20 protein-coding genes are annotated in these 24,217 nt (G+C 46.1%); all 20 read right to left on the bottom strand.

Annotated features, from left to right (window positions below):
- Window positions 1-4: 4 nt before the first annotated feature.
- Entirely contained in the window at window positions 5-679 is a 675-nt protein-coding gene (locus tag HMPREF1147_RS04620) for a DarT ssDNA thymidine ADP-ribosyltransferase family protein (protein ID WP_037351155.1), read from the bottom strand.
- Window positions 676-2,097: a 3'-5' exonuclease gene (locus tag HMPREF1147_RS04615; RefSeq protein ID WP_009657856.1), complete on the bottom strand. Its 1,422-nt coding sequence runs from the start codon at window positions 2,095-2,097 to the stop codon at window positions 676-678. The genes HMPREF1147_RS04620 and HMPREF1147_RS04615 overlap by 4 nt, the downstream gene beginning before the upstream one ends.
- 155 nt (window positions 2,098-2,252) lie before the next feature.
- Window positions 2,253-3,077 (bottom strand): ATP-dependent sacrificial sulfur transferase LarE, encoded by an 825-nt coding sequence (gene larE / locus HMPREF1147_RS04610; protein ID WP_037351154.1) that lies wholly within the window; start codon window positions 3,075-3,077, stop codon window positions 2,253-2,255.
- On the bottom strand, window positions 3,062-4,279 hold the full coding sequence (gene larC / locus HMPREF1147_RS04605; protein WP_009657857.1) for a nickel pincer cofactor biosynthesis protein LarC: 1,218 nt from the start codon (window positions 4,277-4,279) through the stop codon (window positions 3,062-3,064). Before larC ends, larE begins: the two co-directional genes overlap by 16 nt.
- Window positions 4,280-5,023 carry a nickel pincer cofactor biosynthesis protein LarB gene (larB, locus tag HMPREF1147_RS04600; RefSeq protein ID WP_009657877.1) on the bottom strand — a complete coding sequence of 248 codons (744 nt, stop codon included), beginning with the start codon at window positions 5,021-5,023 and terminating at the stop codon, window positions 4,280-4,282.
- A 417-nt stretch (window positions 5,024-5,440) separates the two neighbouring features.
- Complete coding sequence (locus HMPREF1147_RS04595; protein WP_009657882.1) at window positions 5,441-6,403, bottom strand: hypothetical protein; 963 nt, start codon at window positions 6,401-6,403, stop codon at window positions 5,441-5,443.
- 10 nt (window positions 6,404-6,413) lie between these two features.
- Complete coding sequence (locus HMPREF1147_RS04590; RefSeq protein ID WP_009657865.1) at window positions 6,414-7,871, bottom strand: MBOAT family protein; 1,458 nt, start codon at window positions 7,869-7,871, stop codon at window positions 6,414-6,416.
- Between the two features lie 71 nt (window positions 7,872-7,942).
- Window positions 7,943-8,122, bottom strand: a complete 180-nt coding sequence (locus HMPREF1147_RS04585) for a hypothetical protein (RefSeq protein ID WP_009657858.1) — start codon at window positions 8,120-8,122, stop codon at window positions 7,943-7,945.
- A 281-nt stretch (window positions 8,123-8,403) separates the two neighbouring features.
- Window positions 8,404-8,622 carry an abortive infection protein gene (locus HMPREF1147_RS04575; protein WP_009657904.1) on the bottom strand — a complete coding sequence of 73 codons (219 nt, stop codon included), beginning with the start codon at window positions 8,620-8,622 and terminating at the stop codon, window positions 8,404-8,406.
- A gap of 286 nt (window positions 8,623-8,908) precedes the next feature.
- Complete coding sequence (locus HMPREF1147_RS04570; protein ID WP_232208050.1) at window positions 8,909-10,798, bottom strand: alginate lyase family protein; 1,890 nt, start codon at window positions 10,796-10,798, stop codon at window positions 8,909-8,911.
- Window positions 10,799-11,086: 288 nt separating this feature from the next.
- Entirely contained in the window at window positions 11,087-12,271 is a 1,185-nt protein-coding gene (locus HMPREF1147_RS04565; protein ID WP_009657866.1) for a glycosyltransferase family 4 protein, read from the bottom strand.
- A gap of 34 nt (window positions 12,272-12,305) precedes the next feature.
- Window positions 12,306-13,268, bottom strand: a complete 963-nt coding sequence (locus HMPREF1147_RS04560; protein WP_009657901.1) for a hypothetical protein — start codon at window positions 13,266-13,268, stop codon at window positions 12,306-12,308.
- A 24-nt stretch (window positions 13,269-13,292) separates the two neighbouring features.
- Complete coding sequence (locus tag HMPREF1147_RS04555; RefSeq protein WP_009657867.1) at window positions 13,293-14,756, bottom strand: DUF362 domain-containing protein; 1,464 nt, start codon at window positions 14,754-14,756, stop codon at window positions 13,293-13,295.
- A 38-nt stretch (window positions 14,757-14,794) separates the two neighbouring features.
- A complete protein-coding gene (locus tag HMPREF1147_RS04550) occupies window positions 14,795-16,144 on the bottom strand; it encodes a phenylacetate--CoA ligase family protein (protein ID WP_009657872.1) in 1,350 nt (449 codons plus the stop codon).
- A gap of 42 nt (window positions 16,145-16,186) precedes the next feature.
- On the bottom strand, window positions 16,187-17,044 hold the full coding sequence (locus HMPREF1147_RS11400) for a class I SAM-dependent methyltransferase (RefSeq protein WP_009657902.1): 858 nt from the start codon (window positions 17,042-17,044) through the stop codon (window positions 16,187-16,189).
- 7 nt (window positions 17,045-17,051) lie between these two features.
- Window positions 17,052-18,293 (bottom strand): oligosaccharide flippase family protein, encoded by a 1,242-nt coding sequence (locus tag HMPREF1147_RS04540; RefSeq protein WP_009657864.1) that lies wholly within the window; start codon window positions 18,291-18,293, stop codon window positions 17,052-17,054.
- A 93-nt stretch (window positions 18,294-18,386) separates the two neighbouring features.
- The gene (locus HMPREF1147_RS04535; RefSeq protein ID WP_232208049.1) at window positions 18,387-20,309 is read right to left on the bottom strand and encodes a bi-domain-containing oxidoreductase; all 1,923 of its coding nucleotides are present in this window, start codon (window positions 20,307-20,309) and stop codon (window positions 18,387-18,389) included.
- Between the two features lie 197 nt (window positions 20,310-20,506).
- Entirely contained in the window at window positions 20,507-21,718 is a 1,212-nt protein-coding gene (gene wecC / locus HMPREF1147_RS04530; protein ID WP_198002975.1) for a UDP-N-acetyl-D-mannosamine dehydrogenase, read from the bottom strand.
- Window positions 21,719-21,782: 64 nt separating this feature from the next.
- Window positions 21,783-22,988 (bottom strand): hypothetical protein, encoded by a 1,206-nt coding sequence (locus HMPREF1147_RS04525; RefSeq protein WP_009657860.1) that lies wholly within the window; start codon window positions 22,986-22,988, stop codon window positions 21,783-21,785.
- A gap of 3 nt (window positions 22,989-22,991) precedes the next feature.
- Complete coding sequence (locus HMPREF1147_RS04520; RefSeq protein ID WP_009657900.1) at window positions 22,992-24,140, bottom strand: glycosyltransferase; 1,149 nt, start codon at window positions 24,138-24,140, stop codon at window positions 22,992-22,994.
- Window positions 24,141-24,217 lie beyond the last annotated feature (77 nt).

The raw sequence follows: 24,217 nt of genomic DNA, 5'->3' as shown, positions 1-24,217 counted from the left end.
ACTCCTACTCCGGCCAACCGTAAGCTATCTCATCCGGCATGTGTCCATCCTTAATCATACTACTCCACTGTGTTGTAATTACATCCGGCGCAATAAAAATTGATATATGTTGAATATGATACATTACCAGTATCGCGTATATTCGCTCGGCTATCTTCTCGTTCCCAACGGCAATACCGACGATAAATGAACGTGGAATACTATCTTTTATCAATATCTCAGCTTGTCCATCGGTTGGACAGGAAGGAAGCATTCTTGGTGTGCGTGGATACTGAAATGTCGGAATACGATGTGCAAAAATTGATTCTATCTCTTCCATATTTTCCTTTATATAGCAGCCTCTTCCTTTACTTGCATTACAAGGACAAAACTTCGCCTTTCTAGAGGCTAGTATATTCAAGTTTATATATAAGACGACCCATTCTTGAAATATCTTATTCGTGTCATTTTGCATAGCCTTTTTCAAAAACCATGAATTTGGATATTGAATAGAACAGGATACATAATCCAGTTCACCATCATAACGTTCCTGGTCCGTTACATTTTTTGTGTCCTGACGAATAGAATCTCTTGCTAAAATGCCTGTCTCATGTAAAATAATATGCGTAAAGCTTTGAAGTTTAGTGAAGTGGCATAATCGATTTACGCCGCGGGCTGACAATATATGGTAAGTGCTCATATAACATCCGCCTCATCTTGAAAGTCATAGCTGCCTGCGTCTTTTGGGAAAAGCGGCGATAACGTACCGCTGTATGACATATATAGGCCATATTTCGATCGAGTTGCCGCTACATAAAGAAGTTTTATTTCATCTTCATATACATCTTCCTCAGATACGCCATTTCCCATAGCCTCAGGAGACGGAAATTTATCATCACTTAAAAAGGGGATAAAAACATTATCAAACTCTAATCCCTTTGCCGCATGAAATGTTGTTAAGTAAACGGTCTTGATATTAGCATATCCCGGCGTCTTTTTGTCAATTTCCGTCGCATCGCAAGAATTATTGTTCAAGAGACATCTAAACAAATCGATATCAGCTCTACTTCTACATACAATTACAGTCGAAGAAGTTTTGCCCATAGAGATTACCCTATCAATGACCCAATCTATCTCGTGTTGCTCACATGTAAATTTTACAAGTACAGGCTTGGGGCCCTCCGCAATATGCGCGGCAGCCTCAATCATATCACTGTTTTTTCTCCAGTATACACTCTTTGTAATATCTTTTGCAAAATCCATAATCGCTGCAGGGTTTCGGTAATTCATATCGAATCGCCAAATTTTATTATCTACATGAATACCAGAATCACGCCACGAGAGTCGGCTGCCGTATATTTGCTGCGCCACATCGCCGAAAAATGTGAAAGAACCTCCGTCGGCTATCGCCTCTATCAATGATTTAATCATCATTGGAGAAAAATCTTGACCTTCATCAACAATAATATGGGTATATCTACGTTCCCTCTTATCCTTTTGTAATGCACAATATACGTAAAATGCCACGTCATCCCAATCATATTTCCAGCCGGCTTGTTTACGGAGTTCTATGTATTTCTTGTAGACCTCAAAAATCCACTTGCGGTTTTTCTTTTTTATATTAGCCGAACGTCTCCCTATACGCTCGGCATCATAATACAAGGTAGAATCCACCAAACCAAACTGCTCTATATAGGTTATTTCATCTACAAAGAATGCCTGAGAGCGCTGCAGCGTTGATTCAGAAGGGTTTTGTTTTTTTAATACTTCAACGGCTCGTTCTATATAGTATTTCTTTCCGTCCTTATTCAAAATGCCATTTCGTCGCGGCATTTCCCCCATACTGTGCAAATATCCGCGCGCAAACAAATGATAATTCTCTACAACTAATTTCTCCGACCGTGAGTTGCTAATACCACGCATATATTCGACCAAAGCACGGTTAAATGTCACAAGCAGCACCTGATTTGTACTTGGAAGATGTGCAAGATGCTGCGCACGCATCAATGCTATGGTCGTCTTTCCACTTCCGGCAGTCCCCAAAACGACAATATGCCCCTTAGCAGGAAGTGCCAGAACTTCTTCTTGTTTCCCTGTTGGAGTGACTGAGAGCATCATTTCATATCCTCCTACCTTAATTTCCTCTATACAAATTTAGATTTGTGTTTTTCGTTTGTACCTCCCCATATTTGATACAACGCTAGCGGGTAACAAGAGGTATTGCGTATTTTCCCTTACTCTTCTGATTAAGATATTTGGCAAAACATATTCTTCTATAAAATCATCCCAATGTCCATACTCCCAGAACGAAATCCTTCTATGTCCATTGTGATGTAGATGAAGCCAAGTTCTTTCAGACAAGCAACAACTTCTGCTCTCTTTGATAGCAATTCCACCATAACGGGTTCATCTACTTCAATCCGTACAACCTGTCCATGCAAACGTAAACGTATATTTCCGGATAAGATTGTACGCAGATACTCCTCCCCATCCGCAAGACGTGAAAGTATCTCATAATCTATTTCTGTCCCATATGGTAGTCTGGTTGCCATACAAGGCGTTGATGGACGTGCAGCAACAGAAATTCCGTAACACTCCGCCAGACGCTTTACATCTGCTTTTCGAATATGCAACTGTGCAAGCGGACTAATAATGGCAAGTTCTCTAAGCGCGCGAATGCCCGGACGATACGCGTGCATGTCATCCTCATTCGTTCCATCCATGACACACGATACCCCCATACGTGACGCAAAGTCTCGGAGCGTTCGAAATAGGCTATACTTGCACAGATAACAACGATTCACAGGATTTTGACGTATATTCTCTTGAGCGAGCTCATCAATGGCAATAATATGATGAATGCTGCCTAGTTCCGCGGCAACACGCGATGCAATTACAAGATCACAAGCAGTATGCAAGCGACTATCAAACGTCACTGCATGGACATTTTTTCCTGTTTTTTTCGCTGCATCCACAGCTATTTTGAGTAAGAGCGAAGAATCTACCCCGCCTGAAAAAGCAAGACATATATCCTCCGCTGCATATTCCGCCATTGTAGACTCGAGTTGATCTTTAATGCAGCTTAACATGCTGTCCATTTGTTCTTAGCTTCTTCCTGTATAACAGCGTATACTTCTTGATAGCCCATCCGATGTTCTTTACAAATACGGCGGATACTCTCGTATTCGGGGTAAAAATACTGCCGGCTTCCATCGGTGCAAATTTTTACCTTCGCCGCACCAAGCGCAGTTTGTAATATACGAATCTCCCTATGCAGTATGATTCTGCTAACAGGCGTTCTTCGAATACCGATGGTTGTCGTATGCTTAAAGATTAAGTTCTCTAGTGGAGTAATTAGTTCTTCTGTACAAAGGACAGACAGCATATTGGCCGGGCGACTTTTTTTCATATAGATAGGCGTATACCACACATCTGCCGCCCCCGCCTCAAATAGGCATTCCATTGCCAAGCCGAGCATCTCTCCGCCTGCGTCGTCGATATTGCTCTCTAATAACCACATTTGTTTTTCTGCGCTCGATTCCTTTTTTACAGACAAATCCTCGATTAGCATAGCACGTAACACATTTGCCTGATAAAAATCCTTTTTGCCCGCGCCGATCCCCGTCTTTAAAACACGAAACTCGGACGGTAGCGCATCACGCGTCCGTAAAGCTGCAGCAATTGCAGCGCCTGTGGGTGTAACCATCTCGCCGTCATTATCCGAAATATGCAAACCTAAACCATACTCTTCTACGATACGAAGTGTTGCCGGTACCGGTACAGGCATTACTCCGTGCGCCATCTGCACGCTACCGCTCCCGTCTGTTAACGGAGAGACAATGACCTCATGAACTTCTAAATCATCGATACAAATCGCGACACCTATAATATCAATAATAGAATCAATCGCACCGACCTCATGGAAGTGTACCTCATCAACGGGAATACCGTGTGCTTTGGCCTCCGCCTGCGCAAGGATATTAAATATACGCCGCGCTAGTACTTTCACCCGTTCTCCACATGTGAGCATATCTATAATCGCATAAATATCACGCAGATTTCTATGCCGGTGGACATGTCCATGGTTATGCGTATATTCCGGATCCAAGTATACATCAAAGTCATAAGCATCAATCCCACATTTCACTGTCCTACCGAAATGTAATCGATACCCGCCTACAGGGAGCCGCCCTAGTATCTTTTCTAACACATCGCGTCGAGCGCCCAAATCTAAGAGTGCGCCAACAGCCATATCGCCGCTAATACCCGATCTGCATTCTAAATAGAGAGTAGTTCCCATTTATTTCACCGCCAAGCGATTAATTTGTGTCGCAAGATATCCCGCCCCATACCCATTATCAATATTAACGACCGCAATACCGTTCGCACAGGAGTTGAGCATTGTAAGGAGTGCAGAAAGCCCATGAAAACTTGCACCATAACCGATAGAGGTAGGAACGGCAATCACAGGGCATCCAACCAGCCCCGCAACTACCGTTCCAAGAGCCCCTTCCATCCCGGCAGCAGCAATAATAACATTTGCGCGCTCGAGGCGCTCCCTCTGTTTTAGTAGGCGGTGAATCCCCGCAACCCCCACATCATAGATCCGTTCTACGTGACTGCCAAAGAACGCTGCCGTCTGTGCGGCTTCCTCTGCAACAGGAATATCCGCCGTCCCTCCGGTACAGACGACAATGCATCCAATTTGTTCTTTCCTCTCCGACTCCACCTTAAGGACACGCGATATAGGATCATACTGCACCGCTGGAACGGCCGTCTTTACAAGTTCAAACTGCAGGTTGGACGCCCTTGTCCCAAGCACCTTACCGTTCCGCTGATAAAGCCGTTGATATATCTCTGCAATATATGCATCCGGCTTCCCCTCGCAAAATACCGTCTCCGGCATTCCTGATCGAATTGCTCTATGATGGTCAATCTTTGCATAACCAATCTCTTCATATGGAAGATCACGGAGTATTCGTTCTGCTACGGCAATCTCTATAGCACCGGATTTTACATCTTCCAGTAAGTTTCGTAGATCCATAAATTTATCTCCCAATTTGAACTTTCAACGACTTCCCCTGAACTAAATCATATCCTATATACCTTTTGATTTATAGTCTAAATGCAACACAATTTAGCGAGGAGCCCCCATCTTAAAAAAGCGATAATGCTTGCTTTTAGATATCTCAAAGTAGAAAATGAACCGTAGAATTTGCCATACCATTCAGGACTTCTAACTTTCCTTGTTCCAGTACATTGAGGGACTCTATACCCCTAGTTCTGGCACCCCCCCATCTGCGATAAACATAATTTCCGGATAAGTTTCCTACGTCCTTTCAATTGTTTTTAGTGGCTAAAATTTGCGGAAAGATTAGGATATTAAAATTTGTGTGAAAAACCTTTTCATAGATATTTGAGAATCCATCCATGAGCCCCCTCCCTTATCAAAAATATCAGCCTATATTTTTTCTCTTAGCAGGTCAACCAAATGCCGGGTATATTTTTCTTTTCCCTGCTGATTGAGATGGGTTGCATGATCATAATAATCGCCAATCTCATAAAACGCTTCGTCCGGTTCTCCTAACACCTCCACACCGCAGGATGTCCAAAATGCTGCGATCTTTTGCAGGTTTTCGGCATCCTCATTGGAAAGAGACGCTTCTCTGCGCAGCAAAGTAGGCCACGTCACATAGAGCCGAATATGATGTGCCTTACAGTACTCCGCAAATCCGCGCAGTGCTTCTTTTGTATCCGGACTAGGAACATTTGTTGCAGGAGGATAAATATATGAGGTAACTTCTCCCCACAACTTATGGATACTAATATTATCGTTATCATAAAAATCCGGTGTTCGATCCCCTCGCGTGTCCATCTGCTCCAACTTGAACTCCTGTTTTCTATCGGGCTCCGGCCGCAGTTGATAATACACCCCTTTCGCCAAACTATAGGTGTCTGCAGCAAAAATAAACCGTAGTTTTTCGGTAAATTTCATGTCCTCAAAATACGGATAATCATACGCCATGATATAGGGCATATATTCCATATTATACGGGTTATCCAAATACAGCGGATATTCTAAAGGCAATACAACGATATCGCCGTCATAGAGCACCTTTTTTGCCAATACAAATATATATCGGTGCAAGGGCATAGTAAGACCAAAATTCACTGTAGGAATCTCGAGTGCCTTCTCTATTTCTCCCGCATCCACGCCAAGTGCCGTGCCGGAAGCGGCTACAACCATAATTTTGCGCCCGGGAACTGCTTCTGCGCAGGCTTTCTTTTTTTGTACGAAGTTATGCATATGCTGCGTTGTTTTCGGCGGAATGCCGATATTGAAATAAAACAGCATCATATGAATTGCCGCTGCTAAGAATAAGAGAAATGCAATGACACCTACATATTTTTTATAAGACATCATCTCTGTACTCCTAAAATTGAAAATATAAAAATTCACTGTAACTGCCCATACGAATCATCGATACAAAGCCGACTGCCGCAACGACAAACGCCCAAACGATTGTAGGTTTCATGCGTTCCACAATCCGGTTTGAACTTGGTAAAAAAGCAACGCACAAACTTCCTACAAGAATGTATTTCAAGCCCATAAACATTGCATCTCCGGAAAAGATTACACCGCTATCTTTGAGGAATACAAAATATTTCTCCACGATACCACCTGCCGGCAAAATAATCTGCGACGGATCGCACATCGCCATCATAATCAGCCATGCGTCATGTATACTATCTGCCCTAAAAAAAATCCAGCCAACCAAAACAGTCCCCAAGGTCAAAGTATACCCTAACGGCCGCCACATCCGGAGCCGGTACCTCTTCCATGTATGATTGACAATCAGAGCAAATCCATGGATAGCGCCGAAAATAATATAATTCCATCCCGCACCGTGCCACAGACCGAGAATCAACATCGAAAGAAAGAGATTCTCCATCTTTCGCTTCTCCCCCAAACGATTTCCTCCAAGCGGTATATAGATATAATTCCTCACACATGTCCCCAGAGACATATGCCATCGCCGCCAAAAGTCAATAATTCCATAAGCACGATACGGCGAATTAAAGTTGATGGGAATCTCGATATTCATCATACGAGCAATTCCGACCGCCATATCGCTGTATCCCGAAAAATCAAAATACAATTGAAACATATAACTGAGCGCAGTAATCCACGCATCTACAAAAGTCAGCCCCGCCGGATCGTTAAATCCGGGCGAAACATAGGTCATAAATGTATCGGCAAGTAAGACCTTCTTCGCAAGACCGATGATAAAAAGCGTAAAACCGCGGGCAATATTCTCCCATTGCACCGTTTTCGTCTCAGGATTTGCAAATTGCTTCATCATCGACTTATGATAGAGAATCGGACCTGCCAAGAGATGTGGGAAAAACGACACAAAGAGCGTATAGTTGACTAGATTATGATCTTTTGCAACACCTTCGTAGCAATCGACCAAATACACCATCTGCGTAATGGTAAAGAAACTGATGCCGAGCGGCAAAATAATGTGCAGGAGGTTAAAATCCGTCCCTGCAATGAAATTTACATTCTCAAGAAAGAAATCCGTGTACTTATAAAATCCAAGAAGTCCGGCATTCACGAAGAGCCCAAAAATAAACACCGCTTTTCTCACCATACGTTTATCCGCACGCTTCCGATCCCGCAAAATCACGCCGGAGCATACATAGTTAAACGCAATGCTGGCAAGCAAAAGCGGCAAATACCGCACGTTCCAATAGGAATAGAAAAAAAGGCTGGCAGCGACCAGCCACAAATTCGCCGCATTCGAATCCTCCCGCTTGCCCAAGGCAAAATATCCCAAGAGTACAATCGGAAAGAATAAAAAAAGGAATTCATACGAGTTGAACAGCATCTCTTCTCAGCCCCTTAATCCTCAAGTTTTTCTTTGATGAGTTCGATCATCTCACCGACATTTTTCAAGTCTTACAGTTCACCGAACACAAATTTGATGGCGAAGTATGGCTCAATCGCAACGACAAGACGAATGTGGGGCAGGGAATCCCGATCCTCAATCTGATCCGCAGTCGTCTCGTTCGCAATCACGAAATCCTCATCATCAAACACATCGTGAAAAATCAGCTGAAGCTCTGCTAAAATATCCATTCGGCTCTATTCCCTTCACACAAAAACACCCCCTGTCTATCAACGGTATATGGGGTATTCCACACCGCCAGATTCTGTAATTCATTCCACACTTCCCTGCACATCAATATACTGGTTTCGCGGCGTATAGCCGTCCACCTGGCATGTCCTCCTCGTCCGCCGGCAGGCAGTCAAATCCCATCTCTTCATAGAAATGTGCGACCATACAGTTTTCTTCGTCGGATAGTAATATCCTACCGTACTTTTCATCCTCGCACAATGTACCGCCCCACAGAGTATTATCAAGGTCGAGCACGAGATTTCCCTGGAATCGCCTTGACGATATTCGCGAGCCCATGAGCGACCGTCGACAGGACATCGTAGTTCATAGTGAATTTATACGCATAGTAATTGAGGTCTTTGAGTTTCTTAATAAAGCCTAAAAAATCTTGATATGTCGTCTTGAATCCATGCGCTAGGTCAAATCCATTACCAATCACTAAAATCGTATTTGCAGCCATCTCTCACACGTCCTATTCCACTCATGTCTTCCCCTGCGCGCTAACTTCTTTCCTCACTAGCAGCTATTGCCTCGTAACCGCCAAAATCTCGTAGTACATGAACTAAAATCTGCAGCCCCCGCTGAGGAACTTCAGCCCAGATCGAATTAATCTAGATGCCACGGCTACCGATACCAAAACTGATTTGCTCATGATTCAAACCCACTGGTTCATATCGACTCCCCGAATAAAAGCCCCCCACTTCCGTCATCCAACATATCACAAAATGACACAAAAGAACGGCTAATTAAACGCGCCGCAGAAGTTTCCCGTACCCATTGGAAAAGGGTATGTCCCGGCAGATCCGCGTAATCCCCTTTCCATAGTCGCGCACGCGCACCTCATGGTCAAGGATCTCTATCTCGCGATAAACCTTATCCCCGAATCCACTATGTTCCATGACAATACAGGATCGCGTTAAGTACAACACCTTTGCAAACGTCTTTTCTTCCTTCAGAGAAAACAGCCCGTCTCTATCCGGATAAAACGGATTTTGCTCCTCATCGTCCTTTTGGATCGTAAAATGCGCTTTTGTTGACCGGAACCGGTTGCGTTCTGCCGGCAACGGCGTATAGAGATATGTCCCCGGATCGCGGATCAGATCCACGCCGTCAATACGCAGCGTGATCGAAAGCTGATCATTATGCGCGTGTCCGCCGTTTCCTTTTTGCCCGACTTCTCCACAGCGCACCGTCATATATAGATGGGGGGATTTGAAGATATATACGCCCATGCCGGGATAGGAAAAACACTGCAAGAGTTCCGTAATTCTATTTTGTGCCGCAAAACGATATTCCTGCATATCCAAACCGGAAAGGGGCAACGATGGTATGCAGGCTGCAAAATCTTCCTTCTCGGCATCAAGCCCCCTGCATTCCGCCGTGGGGAGTGAAAGCCCCTGTCCCATGTGCGCCGCCAGCTTTGTTTCAAAATCCGGCGGTGTTTTCCTTTCGTTTGAAAAGACAACATCATAGAGGCGCGCGAGGTGCGTATGATCTAGGATGTTCTCATTATAGTATAATTCATCATCTCGGTGCGGTATTCCTGCTAAATTTTCATATCTCTGCACGGCTTCCTCTGCCGTCATTCTGACGAATGCAGGGCACAGCTTCAAAAAACGTCCACTGTCATTATCGCCGATCTGCGGGATCTCTCCGTCATCACGCAGCAATGTTTTGGTAAACTGCAGCGCATTTGCGAGCCGCTGCCAGAATCGGGCGGGGAACAGTTCTTTTCTCCCGGGATCAAATTCCTGTTCCTGCGGGGATTTTAATTTCGGTTCCGCGCGATGCAGTGATACGTCGTAATGCTGCAGTCCCGCGCGCCGCTGTTCATTCATCTGTACGGCAAACAGCGCACTGTAAAGCATAATCTCTGTCGACAAGCGATGATAACTTGTCGATCCTTCAAAGTTGCTGCCGTCCTCATGGAACTCCTCCGCCATTTCCGACACGAGTTCCTGCAATGCAAACGCCAGCCACGCGTCAATTTCCGATGTTCGAGGCAAATGCAGCGCAACAAACAGCAGTCCCGCAATATCTGATAGATAATGATTAGAGCGAAGCTGCGGTGAATACTCTAAATTAGCGACGATATGCTTTCCATGGTCATAGACGGAACTTGCTAATACGCGTTCAAAGTCATCGTCAAACTGCGCCCCCCCCGCCTTGAAGAGGTCATATGCCACAAGCCAGTTTGCCGCGCGAATCCCCACGTCCATGGTACACCGCCAGTTCACGCCAAAGCGCGGCGGATTCGCAGCAATAAAGTCCAATACCTCATTGCGAAACTCACGCAAATACAAAACTTTCGCATCTCCATGCGCGGCATGATATGCGCGTGCGAGGAGAGGAAGATGCTGCATACGCGCCAGCTCCCATGGAACTTTAACATCGACACCGGCGAGTTCCCCATAAGCGACATCCATATACCACGTCTGCGCCGACCATGCATAGCCGGACTTAAAATCAAGCTGCCACGGGATCGGTCGATAGTCTTCATCCACGAGACTCCATACCCGCTGTGCATACGGCAGATTTGCCGGCGTTACAACGCGGCGCAGCCACATGCCGGATGCGTCGATCAGCTCCGCTTGTAAGCCCTCATAGCGATGTCCGCCCACTCCTGCACAAACCATTCCATAAGATACTTCACGCCAGCTGCTGCCTAAGAGATCAAAACGGTGATGTAGATATAAGTCGGTAACTTCAAATAACGTATCCCGCTCATCCTCTAAGAACACCGGTATATTTCCTAAAAGACCCTGTCCGAGCTTTGCATGTCGCAGCCGGCAATACGTTGATGTTCTATGATCTTTTTTTTTCTGATATACCGCATACCCTCTACGCTGAATCAACCGCACGCCACGCCGAATGACCTCGTCGAGCGGCAGTGTCTTGATTTTCCGCCAATAATCGCCCATGTGCTATACTCTCACATTCTGAGCGGCCTGCAAAATCCGCTCTACATGCTTCTCCCATGTATAAGTTTTCAAAACCGTTTGCCGTGCCGCCTTCCCCAATCGCACGCGGTAGGGGGCGTCCTCTATGAGACGGTAGATACCGTCCGCCAGCGCTTCAACATCGCCGGGCGGGACAAGGTGCGCCGTTTTCCCGTGCGTTAATATCTCACCGATCTGATCCAGATCGGACGCGACAATCCCCCGCTCCATCGCCATATATTCAAACAATTTCGTCGGACTGCCGAAAAACTTTGTCCCGTCCGGGTTCTTAACATGCGGTGATACAAAAATATCGCACGCATCCAGATACTGCGGCGCCTCATGCTGCGGGACGAGTCCTGTGAATATGACGGCATCCTCGGCATCTCCCGCATGGAGAATCTCTTTGAGTTTCGGCAGCAGGATCCCGTCTCCGATCAACAGGAATTTGACACGCTGCGGCAGATGCGGGTGTCGCTGCGTTAAGCGTACTACGGCACGCGCGAGTTCCTCAATCCCGTGCCACTGCCCAAACGTGCCGATGAACCCTACAACCGTCTTGTCTGCCAGGCCATAGCGCCGGCGTACATCGTCGCCGCCACATCCGGGAGAAAACTTCTCCGTATCCACACCGTTTGGATTGACCAATATCTTTGGAGCGGCAATACCGCGCTGCATCAACATATCCTTTAGTACATCGGATACGACAACGATTCGCCCCGCACGCCGCAGATTATATGCTTCTGCCCAACATACAAACGGCACCGCAAAGTAGTGATGGTATATTTTTTGCAATATCCCTGCGAGCCCCGGCTTCCACACTTGCCAATGCCGCATCTTCCATACTTCCGATGAATTAAACTCCAATATAAGCGGAATATCATATTTATGCGAAAGATATGCCCCGACAAAAGAAAATGCCGCATGACGTTGGTAAATAAAATCAACAGAGCATTTTTCTCGTTGAATCTGAAATAGGAACTGGATATTACACAACAATTCCTTGACCCCAATAGGAACGAATCGCCGAACCCATGGACGCAATACAAGAATATCCCCTTGCACTTCTGCGAGCGCATCATTTGAGATCACACTTAATGATGCCAATTTTCGCATTGCATTAATCACGCCTGCCGTATGTCCGACAGATCCGCCCGCCTTGAGATTCATTGCGTAGAGTGTCCTCAGGTATAGGATCTTCATCTTATGTCATAGTCCTCCCAAGAATACGCGTCTCGATACGCTGCCAAACCGCGCCGCATAGATCCAGCGGGCGTTTGACTTCAACGCAGAAGTCCGCGCTCGCCTCCTGCCCCATATCCAGCCGGTCAAAATCAATAAATACCGTATCCCCCATCGCCCGTATCCCATCCAGCAGCGCATGATACTCCTCGATCAAACGGCGGTGCACGCGAAAATCCGTATATGTCCCTGTTTTTATATGATATGTGAACTCCATGAAGTTAAAACTGTGCAGGAACAAAACAATGATGCTGTCCCGCGGAACCCGGCGAATCACCTCTAAAATCGCCTTGCTGTCCGACCCGTAGCGAAAATCCAGTTTTTTCACCGCCTGCCTGCGCCGCAGCTCTCTGCCAAGAAAAACACTTTTCTCAAGGTATACGGTCACAGGCACTTCATAGACCCCGCCATGCAGTGCCGGGCGGTTGATATGCGGATAGTCCATTTTGCACTGGGGCGCCCGATAAAAGAACGAACTGTCCATCGGGATGCCGTTTGCACGAAGAATCTCGTGAATATGCGTATCCGCACCGTATCCGCCGGCGCGGTGCGCCCTGACATCAAGACCTAAATGCTGCTGGAACCATTCCTTTCCCCACGCAACGATACGTTTCTGTTCTTCCGATGTATATTCATGCATATAGCGTTTGCCGTACCGCGTGCTCGGATGCGTATGCAGGCCGACAAAATGTCCCGCCGACAGGATCTCCTCACAGAGCCGCGCAAACTCAAGTTCATACTGCGGCGGATAAATATCGACAAAATGATTGACGGTCGCACCATACTCCTTGGCTACCGCATTAATGAGGGAAACGCCGACTTCCTCGCCGCCCACCCTGCCGCATACAAAGAGATCAAAAGCGCCCTCAACATCACGCGAAAGCTCGCCGATTTCCGTATCACAGGTCAGCAGTATTTGTTTCATATGTCTCTCCGATACCGTCATATCCTATTCTTCGCGCTCTATATACCCGACCCAATTTTCCTGCGGCGCAAATCGCATATTGATTGTTTTATAATCTACTGCCCTACCGGAACATTGACAGGAAACCCGCATATCCTCCGGGTGGAAATTAAATAACGGATACTGCCGCGCGCGGTCATTGACTTTGAGCTTCATCGGATCAAAGCCCATCTGCCGGATGCACACATAGTCTACTGCAAAAGGACCGCCGACGCCGCACGCCACATAGCCGACCTGCTTTGCCGTCGGGGACAGCGGTCCATCACATTCACCCGCAACGATGCCGTCAACGAGGCTGAAATATTTCCGCTGCGGTGTATCATGCAGCTGCCCCGCGGCATCCGCATAGAGGACGATCTGATTCAGATCGAGACACATCCGCCATGTCGTGTCATTGCCGTGCCAGTCCCCATGCCCCATGAGCAGCGATTTCCCCTTGAGCGCACGGTACCCCCGCTGCAAAATTGAAAATGGGATATTCAGCAGATGGTATACCGATCTGCTTTTTTTCGTATTCCGCACGAGAATATGATCACGTGCCAGCCGATCCCACCGATAACAAAGTTTCGCAAGCCACGGCACATCGGCAGGGTATTCGTCACCGCCGTTATCCCCATGTCCGACGCGATAATGCGCCAAATAATTTTTGTCGCCGTTCGCACCGACCATATTTTTACAGTTGATCGTCACGCCCGTTTTCCGATGTGTTTTGAGCTTCGGAATGCTGATGATCACGTTCGCTTTTAACACCGACCCGGAAAGGAGATATTTATGTGTTTCTTTTTGGTTCTCCACGATAAAACTGCGATCAAAATCTGAACCGTACAGGCGCTCACGGTGCGGGAACTGCGCCAAGAAACTTTTCGCTCCCAGATCCACGAGCACATAGCCGTTCGGATCGCCCGGCAGATCGACCCGCACCCCTTCACGGGTTCCATCGGGATAACAGTTTTTCCGAAAATCCACGAGCCGTACCGGCACCTCACGTCCTTGATACCAATCAATCAAGGCGCGCAGCCCGTTTTGTTCCACAATTTCATCGAAATGTCCGTTCGCCTGCGGCGCATCACCGACGATGAGTTCTCCGCGCCCCTGCAGTGCAAGAAGCACATAGTCGATCACGGGGCGAATGACCGACGCATGTGATACGACCGCCTCATAATCCCCGCCGCCGGCATTAAAATGAAGTACAAGATTCGGCTTGATGAGTACACGGTCGCCGGGCTTAATGAACGCGCCGAACGGGTTCCATGTCGGCGTCTCTGCGTGCGCCTCGTCTAACCCCAGATTTTTAATGCACGCGCGGACATGCGCGTAGACGCGGTTTTCTTCATTGATCGGACAGTTTTCCTGCGCCGAAAATTCCGGGTACCGGCGAGGCGGATGAAACGGCGCCTCCTCACAGTAGCGCACACCATCGTCAATACAGACGGAAACATCTTTTTGCATGACCCACCACCTCTCATTCATATGCTAATATGGATCAGTCACGGCAACCGCAGTCGTTGATCTAACATTTTATATTTCCCACGTTCTGTCAAAGGAATTTCTTCTACAAAATCAATTCGTAGTTCTGCCTGGTCGCCGAGCTTCTGTGTTAGTTCTGCGTAAATCTTTTTTGTATCCTCTTCCGTATATTCCGGGCAACGAATAATTTTCAATATAACGACCCCTATAGTATCTTGATAATACTGAATTCGAATCGTATGATCAAAGATATCGCTATGCGTGTTCAGGGCTGTGAGTGAGATCAAATTTCCTGCTTTTGTTTGAATAGAATCTCCATGCCATCTTCCTATTATCCGGTCTATTCTGCGAGATTCCAGACCGCAATTACAATTGGTTTCTTGAGATAGCCGTACAACGTCACCCGTCCGATAACGAATAAAAGGAACCGCATCATTAATAAAGCTAGTTCCGACAATTTCTGCCTCTCCCGACACTGTATCCCTTCCATTTTGATCTAGATATTCCAAATATGAATGCTCCATAAACTCGTGATAATACCCTTGATGACATACGCCTATTGCCCCTACCTGTTCACAGTTCCCATACCAATCAAAGACACGGCAGTGGAATGCTTTTTCAATAAGCTGTTTTTGAGCCGGACGGAGAGCTTCGGATGATGTTGCAATCCCACCAATCTTTTTACTAGTATTTAGGGTAATATCATTTTTTATTATAAATTTTGCTAGAATTTCCAGCGCAGACGGGTACCCACGAATAAAGTTTGGTGAAAACTCTTCCATTTTCTTCAAATACTTCTCCATATTTGCTTCACTAAGTTCATATGTAGATAAAACTAAATAATTATCTCCCCTGTCATACCGAAACCAATTATTTTTTACTACATTCCCTCGAAGAACTACGCACGACATTCCCGGCCTATACCCCATAAAAGACCAATTCAGCCAAGTAAATACCATACGTTTTTTTTCACTTTTAGGAGTGATGTATAATCCTAGTGGCTTTCCTGTTGATCCGCCGGTTGTAACGTATATTAGGTTTTTTGGAGAATTCACATCTGAAATCATATCCATGAGATGTTCTCGTACAATATCCTTTGTCAAAATAGGGATTTTCTTGATGTCACTAAAATCCTGTATCTGTGACGGTCGAATACCGTATTCGTCGAACAAGCGCCGATAATACCGCGTATGCTCATACGCGTGTGTAATCACACGACATAATTCCTGCATTTGGAATTCACGTCTTTTTTCATATGGAAGGTGCTGCATCTTATCATAAAAATCATATAGGCGCCAAAATTCCCTACCCAAGCGCAGTCTTAATGGTAAAAAGTGATAAATATTCCGTAAGGCATTATGTACCGACATATCGTCCATTCTCCCTAAAAATATTTTTGAGTATTTATATCCCTAAATTCTTGTCTGTCGCTTTTTGCAAAGTAACACATATATGGAAAGGTTCTTATCATAAGAAACCTTGCGCCCCAATGCATCAATACACCGGATTGGCATATAGTATAGGATTTTCTTACAGAGATAACTGATAAGCGGATTATATGTGCTCATTGCAATCCTATTATCCAAAATAGTTCGTGCTATCTTCTTTGGTATTGTGTCTATTCTGTGCGACTGTCGCCAAAATCCCGGCTGTACGATTTCTAACAGTTGCCAAATCTTCGTCTCAATATGGTCATAGTATTGCTTAATACACATATCCGCGCTGTCAACGACATCAAAATATGTCTCTACCAGTCCCGTTATCTCTTCTCTCGTAAAATATGGCGGAGCACCAATATTGACGCTGATCATGAGATATCCATCGTCGACGCATAAATCCCACACACGCTTAAGTGCATGTTGTTGATCTTCCTTTGACAGATAATATAACAGTTCATTTAATGTAATAAAATCAAAAGACCCTTCTACAGCAGATAAATCCGGCAAGCTGTCTACTAAAAAAAAATTTTTCCCTTTATCTTTTTTTTTCCTAGACCGTGCATATGCAGTTGCTCTTTCAATAGCATTCGATGCAATATCAACGCCTGTAACGTTAGTAAAAATAATAGACAAATATTGAAAGGTAAAAAAGCCTTCCCCACAGCCAACTTCTAATACACGACATGAATGATTCCTTTGCACATTATTCTGTTTGATTAATGTCATGTATTTTTCAAATCGATATAATTGACTACGGCGAAAATTAAAGCCCCAACCGTGTAAATTGGTATCATATATATCTGAAAATTTCTCTTTCCTGTGCTTTTTCACGTCTACCTCATTCCTCTGCGCTATGGCCATATTTATAATAATAGTATACTGCATGCATCATAAAATACAGATTGGAGGCAACAACTGTAATAGCCGCACCATAAATCCCATATACCGGAATCAGAAGACCATAGCCCCCAAAACAAATCACCGCGTTGACACAAGACATACGTAACATAGCGTCCCCACAGCCATTCACCGCTAGCCATCCATTATACAACGTATAAATCGATTGAAACATCATCCCTATCATACAAAATATAAAAACTGACATCCCCTGTGGGTATTCCGATAGATAATAATAATGGAACAATAGGTACGCTAAAGCAGAACAAAACAGTGAAAATATAACCGAAATTGTATAATGCCCAACAATTAACTTGTTGGACATAATACGATAACCACCAAAATCTCGGAACTTTGCTGCCGTAAGTGATTGGGATACAACATTCGCCGGACTTGCTATAGCTGTACACAGTGTAAATAATCCTACATCCACAGCGCCACAAAAAATACCAAGTAGTATACCATTAATTTGTTTTGCAGCAGTATCTACAATTCTAGCAAAATAATTTTTCATGCCAAACGCTCTATAGATATGCAGGATATTTTGCAGTAGCTCTTCTCTATACATTAGTTGTATTCTCCAATAGGAAGAAAATACCATACAAAAGGCAATGAGCGGAGCTATGGAAAAAGCCCAAAATACAGTCTTTGCAGAAAGGAGATCTAGCAACCAAGCAATAGCTAACAGAGCGAAATATATGAGCTTAGAAAAAAAAGTATATATCGATAAGCGAGTAATTGCATTCAGACCTTGGAAGAGCTGTTGAGCAACAAACGCACTAAAAAATGAAGAGGAAACTATTGCAGCGCTTGAAATGATATAACCGACAGCATCTCGTAGAACATTATCGATAAAAAAAGATACTCCATACATCAAAGCTGCAAATAAAATCCCTAGGAAAAGAAATAGCCATAAAGACATAGCGACAATTTCATGTTTTTTCTTTACGTCTGAAGTTATAACTAAAAGTCTCGCGGCGCTGACGAAAAAACCGAACTCAAAAAATATAGCACAGAAGGAAACCACCGCACAGGCAAGAGAAAACAGTCCATATTCCTCTTTTCCCATAACTTTGGGCAAAAGTAAGGCAAGTAAGAATCCTATGCCTAAAGAAAAAAAATTTGCTCCTGATAAAACCGTGGTCTGACGAAATACTTGATTGCGCAAAAATTTCAAATTCATATCTGTCCTATATGTTGGCGGTATCTCTTATCTTAAAAGCCGTCGTCGCAAATGTTATACAGGCCATGCAATCGAACATCGAGTATTTGCTTCTCAGATTTGCAACTCCACTTCAAACGCAATTCGCATCGCCTGCATCTGCTGCCACAGCGGGATCGGGGCTTCTCCGCCCGCGCGGATCGCCCGGGCGAAGGCTTCGATTTCCTCACGCTGTCCCTTTTGACTGATCTTCGAGGAGATCGTCTCCAGTTTTACGCCGTATCCCTGCATGCTCTTATAATCGTTCAGCGAGATCGTTTTGCCGTCGAAATATATGTCCATCGTTTCCTTTGGAACATCCTTGCTCCCGGTTGCGATATAGAGCAGGTTCGCAAGGGAACCGTCGTCGTAGGTGATGGTCGCGACAAAGTTATCCTTCGCGCTGTAATACTCCGTGCCCGGTTTCATGGACGATGCAGACACCGCGGCGACCTTCACCCCTATGAGGAAGTTAAAGACATCATAGATATGACACGCTTCACCGATATTGCGCCCTGCGCCCTCCGCCGTATGCACCCAATGATCGAGGGGAATATAGCCCGCATTCATGCGGTAGTTGATGATGAGGGGATCACGGCGCTTGCTCGTATGCTTTGCAATCTCTTGCAGATAGGCGGAATGTCTGCGGTTAAAGCCGGTGAGGAGAAGCGGTGCATTTTCTGTATCGCGGTAAAAAGCTTCGATTTCTTCCAGCTCCGCCGCGCTCACTGCCGTCGGCTTTTCGACAAGCACATGCTTTCCCGCGCGCAGGGCGCGCAGCGCCATATCGGCATGGAGGTTATGTCGTGTCGCGATGAGTACGGCATCTACATCCGAATCATGCAGGACATGTTCATAATCGGTCGTCGCATAGACTGCGCCAAACTGTTTTGCCGCAGCCTCGGCATTCGTCCCGGTACGGCTCATCACCGCTTGCAGTCGATAGAGATCTCCCAGTTGCTTGATATTAGGCAGGTGCATCCCCTTGGCAAATCCGCCCGCCCCGATCACGGCGAGACGCACTTTGTCACGGGCAGATGATCCCTGCCGCAGGGCAACGACGCTTTCCCTTTTCTCTGCGCGTTCCGGATAGGAGAGCAGAACCATCAGCGGCTTTGGCGACGCATTTTTCAGCGACTGATAGGCGGCGTGTGCCTCCTCCACGGGATAGATATGCGATACCATATCCATGACCTGCAGTTTCTTTGCCGCGATAAGGTTTAGAACTTCCTGCAGGTTGCGGTTCTCCGTCCAGCGCACATAACCGATCGGGTACGACAGTCCGCGTTCCTCATAGTCGCTGTCATAACGTCCCGGTCCATAGGAGGTCGAGATGAAAAAATCGATCTCCTTCTCGTAAAAATCCGCACGATTCAGATGCAGTCCGACATCTCCCACAAGAACGACGCGTCCCTTACGCCTGCACATCTGAAACGCAGTCGAAACGACGGCATCCGACTTCGTCGCCGCCGTGATGATCACACCGTCCACACCGACGCCGCCCGTTAAATGCCGGACGAGCTCCACATCCACGCCGTCGTCGGGATGGATCGCATAGTCCGCACCGTGTTTCACTGCCATCGCAATACGTGCCCGATCGAGATCGCTGACAACGACCTTACAGCCGCTCGCCTTGAGGAGCTGCACAGCGATCTGTCCAATCACGCCCAGCCCAATGACGACGAAGCACTCGCCGAGTGTTGTGTGCGCGCGACGTACGCCCTGCATCGCAATTGAGCCGAGCGTGACCGTGCTCGCCTCTTCAAAAGAGACGCTTTCCGGGATCTTCACCAAGAGATTGCGCGGCACATTGATGATCTCTGCATGATACGCATATTGAGCCCCTGCACAGGCAACCCGATCTCCGATGTTTATATCAGGGATATTTTCTCCTACACCAATAACAATCCCTGCAGCAGAATATCCGACCAGCGTTCCGGTCTCTAGTTTTCCCCGTACGAGTTCCTTAGTGTGAGCAACCCCCTTTTCAGCCATCATAGAAAAGACTTTTCTTACTTTTTCCGGATCTTTCCACGCCTTTTTCCAAAGCGGCTCTGCCGTATTTCGTACACCGTCGAGTTCCGTGCCAATAGAGATACACGAACAGCTTGTCTCTACCAATATTTTATCAGGTTCTATTGAAGGCGCCGGTATATCCTCAACAACAGTACTTCCCTTTTTGATAATCACCTGTTTCATGCAAATACACCCCGTGTATCAATCAAAATCTTATCTGCCAGAAGCGCGCGATCTATATGCTTAAACGGCGTATGATCCACGAGGAGCAATACGATATTCGCCCGAGCAAGCGCATCCTCCGCGCCGCAGAGGATGACATGCGGATGTGCCGCAAGACTCTTTGGAAGCGCCGTGATGTTCGGCTCGACGACGAGCAGATCGCCGACGCCGCGCTGCGCGAGCTCCTCCACAATCTTCAGCGACGGGCTTTCACGCAGATCGTCAATATCCGGCTTGAAGGAAATCCCCATACAGGCAATCACCGGCTTTTCCACGCGCTTCGCCGCCTCATATACCTTGCCCATGACGACGGCGGGCTTATTGTCGTTGACCTGCCGTGCCGTACGAATGAGGCATGCCTCCCGCGGCGCGGAGTCCACGATGAACCACGGATCGACGGCAATGCAGTGCCCGCCGACGCCGGGTCCCGGCTGGAGAATATTGACGCGCGGGTGCCGATTTGCAAGCCGGATCAGTTCCCAAACATCGATGCCGAGCTTATCGCAGATCACGGACAGTTCGTTCGCAAAGGCAATATTCACATCACGGAAGGAGTTTTCCGTTAGCTTGCAGAGCTCTGCCGTGCGCGCATCCGTGGCAAGCAGCGCGCCTGTCACAAATTGCTTGTAAAACGCAATTGTTTTTTGCGTGGATTCTTCATCCACACCGCCGATGATGCGGTCGTTGCCCGGCAGTTCCTCAACAATCTTTCCGGGCAAAACGCGCTCCGGACAGTGGGAAAAATAAACATGCTTTCCCTTGAGCGCCGGATTCTCATCATAGAGCCAATCCCGCACGCGCTCCGTCGTCCCCACGGGACTAGTCGATTCGAGAACGATGAGATTTCCTTCCTCCACGTAGGGAGCAATCTCGCGTGTTGCCGCCTCCACATAGCTAAGGTCGGGCTGCTTCTCGCCCTTAAAGGGCGTCGGCACCGCAAGAATAAAGACATCCGCCTCATGCGGCTCTTGATCCGCCGTCAGATTGCCGGAAGAAACCGCTTGCTTGACTAATTTCGCCAGCCCCGGCTCTACAATATGAATTTCCCCTCGATTGATCGTCTCCACAACATGCGGCACCTTATCCATGCCGTATACCTTGATCCCGTGATTCGCGATCAAGGTCGCCGTCGGCAAGCCGATATATCCAAGTCCGATGACACATACCATCTGCACTATAAAAACCTCCTAAAGTTTAGTTCATTAGTCTTAAAGCGGCATTTTCAAGAGCAGATCATTTGTCTGCTCTCACAACTTCCATATCCGCGACTTTCATAAACATATAAATCCATACGAGCTCCATCCATGCGGCAAAATCCACAAGATAATCGCCTATCGGCAATAATAGAACGCGTACGCCTAGCCACAAAAAAACTGCATACATAATAAGTGGGATCTCTTTTTGTCCTATACCCCTTTTCCATAAATTGTACCCTAAATAGGCAAAGGCTAATACTTCCCCAATAAATACCATCGTCCCAAACAAAAAGCCAAAGCTCAAGCACAGCGTATGATAACCATCAATTGCCATATTTTGTACAGAGAAGCGATCGCCACGAATGACCTCTAATCCCAAATCATGCGGAATAAATTGTAGAAATCCGGGAAACATTCTTGGATCCAGCTCTAAATGCAGCATTTCGATATTCAAATCATTATCTATACCGCGGGCAAAACCGCTAAACAGATAAATTATGGCCCACACCGCGGCCGAAGGTAAATCCCAATAATCCGGTGACAACGCCATCCCACTTGCAAGGTATCGCGTTCCCTCTGCTGTCGCATCGACGCCTGATCTAATGTTTCCAACGGCAACAAATACGCCCCATATCAAGGTGCCGAGAATCACAACTCGTATAAGATACTTAGGCATAAAAATACTTCGTAACCTTGCTACGCTTGGAATTTTCCATACGATAAGGTACAAAAACTGCCATAAGATAATATGCCGTGTTTCACAAATCAAACAAACTGCGATGAGAGTAAACAGCATCATGCCCTTGACAAAGAGATTCCATGTCGTTCTTCTATAGGGTAATACAAATAAAATAAAAAAGGATTGTATCATAACAAGCGGCGGCACTAACGCACGCAGGGGAACCAAATTACGATACGCGCCGTTCAGCATATCCAAAGGAACTGTATCTGTGAACAAGAAGGCTAACGCCGGTGAGAGTCCATTTTTAAATGTAACATATGCCAAGAAAATAAATACTAAAATATTAAAAGCCAAGCTCATCCATGCGATTCGCTTTTCTTCTCTCATAAATAAGCGGACTTTATAAGTTCTAACGCAATATAATAGTATCGCCAACAATAAAGAGATCGCACCGCCTGCTATTGTCACCTCATTCATATTGATTTGTGGGCCAAACATCTCTAACGAGACAGTGAGGAACATTCCTATAGGGATGAACAATAGTGCGAGCGCTTGAATCACAATTTATCCCTCCGGCTCTATCGAATCCATGATTTTTCTCCAACGCTGCGACCATGTATTCTCATGTGCTAGCTTCCGTAAATACTCTCTCTCTTCTTGTGTCGTGCGTAATGCTAATTCCACTTGCCCCGAAAAATCCTCCGGACGATTTGCAAGAAATACGGGAAGGCCTAACTTTTCCAACTCGTAACTCCTAGAACTAACGACGGGCAATCCACACGCAATGTATTCGTAATACTTTACCGGGTTAATCGCATCAACGAACTCCGATCTTTCAAACGGAATAATTCCTACATCTGCAAACTCCATATAATCAATAATCGTATTGGGATCTCGCGGCCCAAGGAAAATAACGTTCTCTATGCCTGTGACAGAACTTATATCAATATTCACTTTACCTATAATGACAAAATTTACTTTCGGCAATTTGAGTGCTGTAAATTTCAGCATTTCTAAATCAAACCATGTCTGAATCTCCCCTACATATAACGCAATAGGAAGCTCTCCTAATTGGATATATTCAGGCGGCTTTTTCCGAGCCTTTGTCGATAAAAATCTAGTTCGGTCTACCGCATTTTCGACGCGCAAGACATTATGAAGCCCCTGTGATTTCATTTCATCTTCCAAAGCAAAACTTGTCACAATCAAAGTATCTGCCGATCTCGCCGTCTCCATTTGATATCGCATCAGCTGTTTTGTCACGCCGAAAAAAAATCGATTTTTATCCGCAATGCGAAAGATGTGTTTCGCTTCGGCGTATTTATCAAACAGGCATCCAAACTCCGGCGTATCCACCCATACAATCGCGGGGGAAGTACTTATACCATGCCTTTTCATATCGCGACCAAATCGGCCAAGATCAAATCGCTGCCAATACTTCGGCAGCCACTTACAATGCACGAGGGACCACGGCACATATTCCAAGAGACGATGCCCTTCCGACCATCGTCCGCCTTGGTCACAAATCTCTATGCGCCGATGATATGCATCTCGATCCCTTGCTAGAAACTTATGCCATGGAGTCAAATTCACAGAAATAAAAACGACCGTCCAACCTTGGCGCAGAAACTCCCGCGCATAACCGTGGCTGCCAACAGGCGATTCCGAATTCCAATCTTTTGCAGATGCGTAAAATACGAGTTTACGTCGCATAAACAGCTCCCCAAAAACATAAAGTCATCATATTCCCAAATAATCCATTTATAATAGCACTTTTCTTAGAACGTCAA

The sequence above is a fragment of the Selenomonas sp. FOBRC9 genome (genome assembly GCF_000287655.1).
Lineage (GTDB): Bacteria > Bacillota > Negativicutes > Selenomonadales > Selenomonadaceae > Centipeda > Centipeda artemidis.
Note: the sequence above shows the minus strand (reverse complement) of the source record. Positions and strands in the feature narration are given on the sequence as shown.